This is a genomic window from Bacillus sp. RHFS10, from assembly GCF_016757475.1.
Classification (GTDB): domain Bacteria; phylum Bacillota; class Bacilli; order Bacillales; family Bacillaceae; genus Bacillus; species Bacillus subtilis_G.
Genome location: NZ_JAESPO010000001.1, coordinates 944,831 through 956,799, shown reverse-complemented (window position 1 = coordinate 956,799; position 11,969 = coordinate 944,831). Strand labels below are relative to the sequence as shown.

The 11,969-nt window shown below is 46.1% G+C and carries 1 protein-coding gene; it reads right to left on the bottom strand.

Annotated features, from left to right (window positions below; all coding sequences use genetic code 11):
• Positions 1–15: 15 nt before the first annotated feature.
• On the bottom strand, positions 16–11,964 hold the full coding sequence (locus JMN17_RS04875) for a non-ribosomal peptide synthetase/type I polyketide synthase (RefSeq protein WP_202327619.1): 11,949 nt from the start codon (positions 11,962–11,964) through the stop codon (positions 16–18).
• Positions 11,965–11,969 lie beyond the last annotated feature (5 nt).

Genomic DNA, 11,969 nt, shown 5'->3' with positions numbered 1-11,969 from the left:
AATAAATACTTTTCTCTAAAAATTCAATTGAATAGAATCCAGCATGTTCTCTTCTTCCTCATTGCTCCCGCTCAATTCGATTTGTTCGATTAGAATGCTTGGTTGTTCCAGAATCACGGATAGAATGTGTAAGTAGTCGTTTGATAAAGCCTCAATTCTGCTTTTTTTAAACAGTTTTTTCGAATATTCAAACAGGCCGTGATAGTTTTCTTGGTCTGCCTGAATCGACAAGGTTAAATCGAATTTGGCAACCGGATGATGAAACTGATACGGCTTGAGTTCAAGAGAATCGAATGTCAATTCAGCGTGATCGAGATTTTGCAGCACAAACATCGTATCGAACAAAGGATTGCGGCTTGGATCTTTCGAAAGCTGTAAATGCTGAATCAATTCTTCCAACGGATAGTCTTGATTTTTATAGGCATTCAGCATGTTTTCCTTTACTTCGTTTAAGTAGGCATCAAATGTTTTACGGCTCACCGGGTGATTGCGGATGACTAACGTATTGACGAACATTCCCACGACCGACTCCACATCCAAATGAGTCCGCCCGGCAGATGGCGTTCCGACGACAATATCCTCTTGTCCGCTGTATTTGGACAAAAGAACCGTATAGGCGGCCAATAAAATCATATACAGTGTTGCTCCTGTGTTTTCTTCCATTTGTCTTAAGCGCTGTTTCAAGTGTTCCGGTATAACAAATTCAAAGGATTCGCCTTCGTAATCGCGTATGGCAGGCCGTTCGTAATCCGCAGGCATATCCAGTACAGGAATGTCATCACGAAACTGATTGAGCCAGTACGCCTCCTGGCTCTTGATATTCCGTTTCTGAATGTCCGATTGCTGCCAAACTGCATAGTCTTTATATTGAACAGGAAGCGGATCGGGTTCGTATCCCTCGTAGAGCCGGCTTAAATCTTTCATCAGAATATTGACGGACACGCCGTCAGAAATGATATGGTGCATATCAACCACAAGCACATGCCGCGAAGGCTCTAGTTCAATCAGTCCGGCCCGCATCAGCGGCGGCTTGGCTAAATCAAACGCTTGGATGAAATCAAGCACATGAGCTTCCGCTTCTTCTTCGCTTGCTTGAATTTGTTCTATTGTAAATTCAACGCTCTGATGAATACGCAGTGCCGGTTCGCCTTCATATAATTCAAAGCTGGTCCGCAAAGCTTCATGGCGCTCGATTAATTTTTGGAAAGCGGCGTTTAACCGGGCGGGATCGACCGTCCCTTCCACGCTCATGGCACCCGTCATATTGTAAGTCAGCTCGCCGCCTTCTGCGTGACTTAACAAATACATCCGCCTCTGAGCAGAAGAAACCGGATAATAGGGCATTTCTTTTGCGGTCGGGATCGGTGCATATCGATTTTTTTCCATGTGTAACGCCTTGTCAGCCAATTGTTCAATGGTAGGAAACTTGAATATGTCTTTGAGAGACAGATTCACATTCAGCTCTTTGTGAATTCTGGCGGCTAAGGCTGCCGCGCGAATGGAGTTTCCTCCAAGATCAAAGAAATTATGTTTGATCCCCGCATGGCTTATTCCGAGTACTTCCTTCCATAAATCTGTCAGTTTGGACTCCACCTGATTGCCCGGCGGAACATATTCAGCTGTCTGCTGCAGACTCGCTTCGGGCGCGGGCAATACTTTACGGTTTATTTTCCCGTTGGATGTTAAGGGCATATGCTCCAGACGGACAAAATAGGACGGAACCATGTATTCCGGAAGCTTCAATGACAATTGTTCCCTAAGCTGGGCAGCAGGTATAGGTTTTTCGCTTACGTAATACGCGCACAATTGTTTTAAGCCGTCTTCTTCTTCTTCTCTGACTGTAACGGCGGCTTTTTGCACCGTTTCCACGTTATGCATCGCTGCTTCGATTTCACCCAGTTCGATTCGGTGTCCCCTGATTTTGACTTGTTCATCGATGCGGCCCACATATACGAGATTTCCATCTTTCAATCGCTTAGCCAAGTCTCCTGACTTGTACATCTTCGCTCCCGGGATAAACGGATTTTCAACGAACTTCTCTGCCGTTAAATCCGGGCGGTTCCAATACCCTCTGGCAACACCGGGTCCGCTGATATACATTTCGCCGATTACCCCGATCGGAACCAGATTTTTGCTTGCATCCGCCACATAAATGTCCGTGTTGGCAGCCGGAGTGCCGATCGGCACAAATTCCCGCTTGTCCCGTTTTGCGTCGTAACGGTAAATCATACAGCCGACGACAGTTTCCGTCGGTCCGTATTCATTGAAAATGTCCAGCCGTCCTTTAAACTGTTCGCTGATACTTTTGGCCAACCGGGTGCTTAAATTTTCTCCGCCCACAATCATTTTTCGTATGGCGGTGCCATCGGCTACATTCATTTCCTTCAGTACATGCAAATGTGCCGGTGTTAATTTGATCATATCTATTCTTGAGTCCCGCATAATCGCAGAAAGCACTGCACTTTTGTCTTCTCCATCGTAGATAATGATGGTATTTCCCGTAACCAGCGGTGTAAATATCGAAGTCACCGTTAGATCGAAAGAGATGGAAGAGTATAATGGGAAGTTGGTTTTCTCGCCCTTCACATAAACCTCTTTCGCCCACCAAATATAATTGGCCAGTCCCTGATGCTCAATGAGCACACCTTTCGGATTGCCCGTGGAACCCGACGTATAGATCATGTAGGCCAAATCATGCGTATTGCTGAACAAGTCAAGATTTGAGCGGTCCTCATGATAAGAGTTTTCCGCATCCAAAAGCACAACGTCACCATCATATGGTAATTGATCCAGCAGGCAGCGCTGTGTCAACACAATCTCCGCTCTTGAATCACTCAGCATATATAGGATCCGATCCTCCGGATATTGAGGGTCAATGGGCACGTATGCGCCGCCGGATTTCAGAACAGCCAAAATACCAACAATCAGCTCGATGCAGTGCGGAGAGATAATGGCAACGAATTGGTCCGCTTGTACGCCTTTTGTCCGTAACGTTCGCGCCAATTGGTTCGCCCGTTCATTGAGCTGTCTGTACGTATACCGCTCATTGCCAAAAATAACGGCATCATGATCAGGCCGCTGTTCCGCCTGCATTTCAAACCATCGGGAAACCGTTTCGTTATGCGGATACGGCGTCTTTGTGTCATTAAACTCCGTGAGCAATTGCTGAAGTTCGGTTTCAGACAGCATGGGAATGGAGGACAACGTCATCTCCGGCTGTTTTGCAAGGCTGTTCAAAATGCTGGTATAGTGTCTCGTGATCTGTTCAATGGTGTCTTTTTCAAACTGTCCCGGCTTAAAATCAAAATGCAACTCTATCTGTTGTCCGGCATCTTCGACCGTCAGCATCAAATCATATAAAGAGACTCCGGGGTTTCGCTCTCTTACCTTAAACGTACATTCATTGTGCCGGATTTCATGAAATTCAATATTTTGAAACACAAACATCGTGTTAAACAGTGATTTTCCTGTTGTTTCCCGCTGCACTTTTAATTTCTCCACAAGCTTGTCGAATGGATAATCTTGGTTTTCGAAAGCATCAAGCGTTTGCCGCTTTACTTCTTCCAAATAATCCGTAAACGTTCTATTGGCGTGCGGCTTCGTTCGGATTCCGGTCGTTTGAATGAAAATACCGATGATATTTTCAATATCCGGATGATTTCTTCCTGAAGCAGGCGTGCCTACGACCATGTCTTCTTGTCCTGTATATTTGTGAAGCAGCACTTTGTAGGCGGCCAGCAGCACCGTATAAAGAGTGGTTTCCGTCTTTTTCGCCAGATCTTGCAGCGAAAAGATTACATCCGGCTGTAGGGAGCACGTCACGCGCTGTCCCTCGGAAGACCGTTCCGCCGCTTTTGAACCGTCTGTCGGCAGTTGAAGGACCGGAATTTCGTCTTCAAATTGTTCCAGCCAATATGTCTCCTGCTGCTTCATGGCATCCTCATTCAGCCATTGGTTTTGCCATTCTGTGAAATCTTTATATTCAAATTCAATGTCCGGTAATGGTTTCCGATGATATAAAGCCAGCAATTCATTTGTAAGTATGTTGATGGAGTAACCGTCCGAAATGATATGATGCATATCGATGAGCAGCTCAGCCTGTTCGTTATCAATCTTGATCAGCTCCGCGCGAACCAAAGGAGCTTGTTCCAAGCGAAACGGTTTTACAAACCGGTCTGCATAGGTGTCAAATTCGTCCCGGCTCATCGTTCGGACATGAACGTTAAAATCAACTTCGTTTTCAAGTTTCTGGACGATTTCGCCATCTATAATGTCAAAATACGTGCGAAACGCTTCATGCCGCTGCATGACTTGCTGAAGAGAAGAAATCAGGGCTTGCTCATCGTACTGCCCTATAATTGATATTTGCCCAAACATATTTTGAGCCAGTTGATCCGGCTCCATTTGGTGCAGGAAATATACCCTTTGCTGCGCCGATGATGTCGGGTAATACGCTTTTTTCTCAGCAGCCTTCATCGGGAGGTGCATGACTTTCTTTTCATTCTCAATGAAACGCGCTAATTCCTTAACAGTCTGGTGATTGAAAAATTGTCCGATAGAAATTTTTTGGTGAAATGTCTTCTGAACTTTGGAAAGCATAAGCGTCGCTTGGAGTGAGTTTCCGCCCAGATCCAGAAAGCGGTCTGATCTGCCAACCCGCTCAAGGCCGAAAAGTTCCTCCCAAATCTGAGCCAGCTGCCGCTCTGTTTCATTTGCCGGCGCCTCGTAGGCGTCAGAAAAGTTAGCCGTCTTGCTTACGATTGAAGAGACCCGCTGCTGGTGATCGGCATACACTTCTTGTAAAACATGCTCTTCTTCATTGGAAAACATCATCAAGGCGTCAAGAGGAACTGAACCTTCCTCAACTATTTTTTGCAGCAATTTCGTAAAGCCCGCTCCCCACTTTTTCATGATTTCCGGACTGATAACATTCGTATTAAAGTCAAAATCAAGAACATATTCTTGATTTGCGTCTGTTATGTTAAGAAATAAATCGTACAGCATGCATTTCACCGGGTATGCAATGGGCTCCGCCTCCGCCTTTCCAAAATGCAGCTTTCGAAAAGGCCTGTCCAAATTAAAGATAATACGCATATCCGGCACTTGATCGTGCGGAAGCTGTCTGGCTACCAGTGTCATCGGAACGGCTTGATGGCGCATTGCGTGATCCACGCTTTCTTTCATACTGCCAAGATAACCGGATAAAGTTCTTTCTGAAGAAGACGTGTTTTTCACGGGAATCATATTGACGCAATTTCCAATCAGATCATGCTGTTTCATATGCGATTGACCTGCTGCAGGGATCCCGATCACAAGGCCTGTCTGTTTGGTAAGCTGGTGCAGAAAAAGATGAAACGCGCCCAGCATCGTCACAAATACGCTATTTTTCATCTTAATGCTTAATGACTTTAAAGCCTCGCTTAAAGGCCGTCCAAGCCTGACGGTACATCGGTCTCCCTCATACCCGTTCGGATAACGGGCAGAAGCGGCGCTCGGCAGGACTGCCTGCTGTATCGGTTCAGAGAAATGATCCCGCCAATAACGGACTCCTTCTTCATAATGTCCGCTATCAATCTGCGCCTGCTGCCAGTCTAAATACTGTCGAAACGAAGCAGCCGCCTCTTTTGGCGGGAACGATTGCCCTTGTACAATTGCCGTATAGTTGCTCTCCAGCTCTTGAACAAAAACGGCGATTGACCATCCATCGGCAATGATATGATGGAACGTGAGCACAATCAGATGTTCATCTTGAGCCGATGTAAGTACATGGATTCTAAACAAGGGCTTTTGTTCATGAAAATGAAATGGCCGCTTGGCATCTTCTGTAAGCCATTTCTGAATTTCCGATTCCCGTTGCTCATCTGGGTGATCGGTAAAGTCAATGACAGGAATTTTTATATTCATCCGTTCCTGTACTTGCTGTACCTCGTCATCGACATGAATCACCGTACGTAAAGCCTCGTGGCGGTCGACGATATGCTGCACGGCTTGTGTTAAGGGCGTATGCTGCAGTTCACCCTTCACTTTTAGCATAATGGACTGGTTTAAAGCTGCAGAAGCCTCGTTCCCATAATGGGATGCCATAACCAATTGTTTTTGTTCAGGCGAAAGCTCGTATGTCCCGGATTCTTTATGGCCGCCGTCGTCAGGGGAATCCGGGCCTTCCGGGATAAATCCGCCTCGGCGAAGATCCTTCAGCGTGTCTTTAACAGCTTGAATGATATGTTCAATATCATCCGCGCTATGTGCCGTAGACAAGAAGCAGTTTCGGCCTTCCCATACATAGACTCCTTTATAATTGAGATGGTAAAAGAACAAGTCGTTATCAAGCGATGAGACAAACCGGAACAAGGAACCGAATTGAACCATGCGGATAGGCACTTGTGATTGTTCAAAGTAGCGATTTAACTGATCGACCAGGGAGGCTGTTTTTTGATTCAGCTGCTCATACAGGTGTTCTCCCTCGGTTTGTAAATGGCGAAGCACGGCTAACGACATTCTCATGGTAAGCGGGTGAGTATTGAAGGTGCCGGCCACAAATGTGCGTTTCGCCTCGTCTTGTGGAAAGGAGTCGTCCCCATACTGCCAGGTTCCCCCGTCGATCGTATTCATGAACTCAGCTTTTCCGGCAACTATTCCTAACGGCTGCCCGCCGCCGATGATTTTCCCGTAGGTCACTAAATCCGCTTGAATGCCGAACCATTCCTGGGCGCCTCCGAGACCGATCCGAAATCCGGTAATGATTTCATCCATAATCAGGGCTGTACCGGATTGCTGCGTGATCGCCCGCAGTTCTTTCAAAAATGCTTCCGGCTGCAAATCCGGTCTGCGGCTTTGTACAGGTTCCACCAATACGGCTGCCAATTCATCTCCAAGACTGCGAATTACATCGAGCGAATCGGGATTGTTGTAATGCAAAATAATCAAATCATCCATAAAGCTCTGCAGTATGCCCGGAGCAAGCGGATTCGCAGACGCAGCCCCGCCTTTTGTACTGGCCAATCCTAATACGCCGTCAAACGTGCCGTGATAAGAGCCTGAGAACGCCACAACTTTCTTTCTTCCTGTTGCCGCTCTTGCCAAACGAAGGGCAACCATGACGGTTTCTGTTCCTGAATTATAGAAAGCGACCCTTTCTACTCCGGTACATGTGCGGATTCGATCGGCAACTTCACCGGCGACATCCGACATTGGGCCGAGCGGAGGCAATGATGAACGGATTGAATCATCGATAACTTGTGTAATAAAGGACGGATGATGGCCGAAAAGGTTAACGCCGAATCCCATGGTGATATCGATATATTCGTTTCCGTCAATATCCCACATCTTGGAACCGTCAGAACGTTCGGCAATAATCGGGTACACGATTTCCTTCCAATATGAACGGAAACTGGACAAGTTGCGGTTATTTGCATGAGCAAATCGGGTTTTGTCCGTATATTGTTTGGAACCTTTCGTTTTGTCTGCGTATTTCCCGATGAAATCTGCTAAGTATTGTCTTTGCTGTGCGGTATAGTGTCCCTGTTCATGCAAGTTCTGAGGCTGAAAAGGAACATAGGGCTTCGCATCTTGAGCCAATTTCTTTTCTGCAGTGACGGTCGGATTCCCCTGCTTGACAGAAGGAATTGATTTTTCCTGCGCTTTAGCGTATTCTTTCACATTGGAATGTCCGCTGTTTCTCAGCAAATTAAAGCTATTTAATTGAGCTTGCAAAGTATCCTGAATTAATTGATTCTGAGAAGCGATTATTTTTTCAAGCATATGCCCTTGATGATCTTCTCTGTGACTAGATTCAGGCTGTGTTTCTGAAATAGCCAGTTTTTCCTGCGCCGGAACATTCTCTTGAGGCGGGGCGGATGCAGAGGATGATGGTGCGGTCTCAGTCAAGTAGTCTATGACACTTTGAAGGTTGTTCATCGTATCAAAAAAACGATCCATCGGGATGTCTACACCAAATTCGTCAGCAATGGCTTTTTTGACCTGTGACAGCATGATGGAATCCATTCCGAGCCCGATAAAATGAGCATTCAGATCAAGCTCATCCGCTCTGATTCCCGAAGCATTGCCGATTACAGTTTTCAGGAAGGATTCAATATGCGCCTTCGTTTGATTCATATTCAATGCCGCTTCTCCTCTCTCTTCGCTCTTGTTTAAGCGCAAATGGTCCGCTTCAGCCCAGCAGCGGTTCCGTTCAAACGGATACAGGGGCAATGGCGTTTTTTGTACAGTTTCACCGGCATAAAGCGCGCGCCAGTCTATAACGGCTCCTTGCACAAATAATTCAGCGGCGCGATTCAGCCATGTGATTCGTTCATCATGCGTACGGATTCGCTGCTCAATCAGATCAGCGGCTTGTTTATTCAGCTCTTCTTTATGGGCAGGCTGCATTTCCTTCAAGTTCTTATACCCCATGTGTACTCCGGGAAGATGACCGTCTCCCTGAACCACGGAGGCCAGCTTGTCACGTAATTCTTGCTTATTGGATACAATCAATGCAATAGCATGATCCAAATGAGCTCTTCCCGTACTGGCTGTATAGCAAATGGACTTCAATGAAGCTTGGCTGTCATCCGATGCATATTGCCGATACTGCTGTGCGAGTTCATAGAGTGAATGTTTAGTATGGGCGGATAAAACAAATAGGTGCGGCTCGTTTTCATTCTCGGGTGCATACTCACTTTGAGTGGTGTATTCTTCCAATACCACATGAGCATTTGTTCCGCTGAAACCGAACGAGCTGATTCCGCCTCGCAGCGGCTCGTCACCAGGTGTGAACTCCGCAACTTCCTGATTTATATAAAACGGTGAAGAGTGAAAATGAATGAGCGGATTAGGCTCCTTAAAGTGCGCTAACGGCGGGTTTTTTTTGTGATTCAGCATGAGGACAGATTTGATCAGCCCAACGATGCCTGCCGCTTCGAACAAATGGCCAATGTTCGACTTAACAGAACCAATCGCGCAAAATTGTTTTTTTGCCGTATACTTTTCAAACGCTTTACAAAGCCCGTTAAATTCAACAGGATCGCCAAGCTTGGTTCCGGTGCCATGCGCTTCGATGAAAGACAGCGTTTCAGGATCGATGCCCGCGTCTTTCCAGGCCGTCTCAATAACCTCAGTCTGAGCTGCCGGGTTCGGTGCGGTAATCCCGGCGGTTGTTCCGTCTTGATTCATCGCGCTTCCTTTGATCACGCCGTAAATATGATCTCCGTCGCGAACCGCATCCTGCAAAGGTTTTAACAGGACTGCCGCCGCGCCTTCGCCTGAGCCCGTGCCGTCTGAATCTTTGCTGAACGTTTTGGTGTACCCATCCGAAGATTCCATATCAAGCCCGATACGCAACGGCAAGAGCGATGTCCGGATACCTCCGGCAAGAGCCATTTCACACTCGCCAGAAATTAAAGATTTGCATGCCATATGAACGGCAGCAAGCGATGAAGAACAAGCTGTATCCACTGTGACCGCCGGCCCTTTTAAATTTAAGAAATAAGCGATTCGGCTGGCTAACACGGAAGGAAGGTTGCCTACAATGTATTGATGAAGTTCCTTCGGATAATTCGCAGAAAGGAGGCGCTCATAATCGTAGCCCACCTTCGAGTACCCTGCATATACCCCGACCCGACTCCCGTTCATACTGTCGCCGGCATAGCCCGCATCTTCAATCGCATGCCATGCAGACTGCAAAAACAGTCTTTGATTGGGATCCATAAACTGAGCCGTTTTAGGAGCTAAACCAAAGAACGAATAATCAAAGCGGTCGATGTCATCTAAATAGCCGCCCTTCACAAACTGATTTCCATTGAATTCGCTTTGGATGGACTTTAAATAATCCGCCGCATCTTTCAGCCGGGATGCAGGGTATTCTCGAATGCCGTTCTCTCCCTTTTCAAGCAGATCCCAAAAATCACTTTTAGTCGATGCTCCCGGGACATTGAGCGACATCCCGATAATGGCGATATCTTTCGGCGTCACATGGCTTGGTTTCGCTGTCACGTCATGCTTGATTTCAGCCCGGCTTTCAGACAGATATGCCGCTAAATCAGTGATAGAAGGATACGTGAAGAGATCTGAAACGGCAAGCTCGCGTCCAAATTTCTGTTCTACACGCTCGGCAATCTGCGATAACTGCAATGAATTTGCGCCCATATCAAAATAACTATCAGTGAGGTGAACCTTTTTTCCATCGAGCACGTGGGAAAAGATAGATAGCAATTCCGTTTCTATCTCATGAATGGGAGTCTGTCCGGATTTCTCCGGGCTGCTCTCCAGAAATTCATTAATGGCGGCAGACTCTATTGAAAAATCCCCTGCCTCATACTGTCTGGCAAGTTCATAGCGCTTAACCTTTCCACTGGTTGTTTTAGGGAGTTTTCGTATCGGAAGGACTTCTTTTATGCTCCAGCCGCCCCGCTTGTACAAATGTTTTTTAATCTCTTTGACTAGCGGCGCAAATTTTTCTGGTGATTTTTTGAAAACAACAAAGAGCACGATGTCTCTGCTTCGCGTCTTTTGATCATATACACCGCAGGCGGCAACCCTTCCTAAGTCAACCTCTTCCATTTCAATCGCGACCCGTTCAATATCGTGCGGGTAGACATTTTTTCCGTTCACAAATATAATGTCCTTTTCTCTTCCAGTTACGACTAAGTTACCATTCTCACTAATGAATCCGAGGTCTCCTGTTTTTATCCAGCCGTCAGAAGTTAGTGCTTTGTCCGTACTTTCGGGGTTGTTATAATACCCTTGCGTCACATTGTTTCCTTTGATCTCGATATGACCGATGATTCCGTCTGCTACTCTTTCATTTGCTCCGTCGGAGATTCGAATCTGGCAATAGTCTATGGGTTGTCCCACTTCGACGAATGAGGCGCAATTTTGATCCTCTTTGCTGACGTTTACAGCTCTTTCACCGAGGTTTAAATAGTCGCGATGCAGATAAACGGGAACGAATTCTTCCTCTGGTTTAGAGGACGCTGCGCCAACCGAAGCTTCCGCTAAACCGTAAACATTCAAAATGGCGGATCTTTTCATATTAAATGCTGCGCATCTGGTCAAAAATTCGTCACAGAGCTCCGGCAATATCGGTTCTGCACCGTTTGCGATGACTCTGATGTGGGATAAATCCCAGTCTGGTTCGTTTTTCAGAAATTTAAGGAAGTAGTTGTATCCGAAATTAGGAGAGGATAGAATGCTAGCTTTGTGTTCATGGGCTTTTTTCATCCAAAGAATAGGTCTGCGAATAAATAATTCTGTAGGCATCAGATGTTGGTTGATTCCGACTAAGAAGGGAACAAGGTGGTAGGCGATGAGCCCCATATCATGCGTTAAAGGCATCCAGGATAAGAAAGAGTCTTTCGAGTCAATGGACAGGACATTCCGAATGGCGCACGTGTTATGTATTAAGTTGTGATGCGTTAACATGACTCCTTTTGGATCTCCTGTCGATCCTGAAGAAAATTGGATAAAAGCCAGTTCATCCGCATCAGGTTCATATAACGAAGCGGGGTAATCGTAGGTTTGATCTTGAATGATGTCAGATTTCCCGTTTAATTGCTGATGGAAATCATGTAAATCGTGTTCTTCAGCGTATTTCTTTATTTTGTTCAATACTTTTTCAGAGGCAATCAGATACGGATGATTTAATATATTCCAAATGCGCCAGACTTTCAGCTTATGGTCATCATCTTCTCCGATACTGATCGGTACCGGGATCATTCCTCCTAATAAACAAGCCCAAAAAGCAACGACAAATGATTTGTTTTCTTGGATTTGAAATACAATTTCCTGCTTCGGCTGAATGCCGATATGCTGTAAATAGCCAAGAAACCCTTGCGCCTCATCAAACAATTGGCGGTAAGAGACAACTGTCTCGTTTTTATCGGATTCGATAAAACGGATCCCGCGATCTGAAATATTGCTTCTTTCCCGAATGACATCGACTAAGGTTTGGAATTGACTGGTATACATAGGTA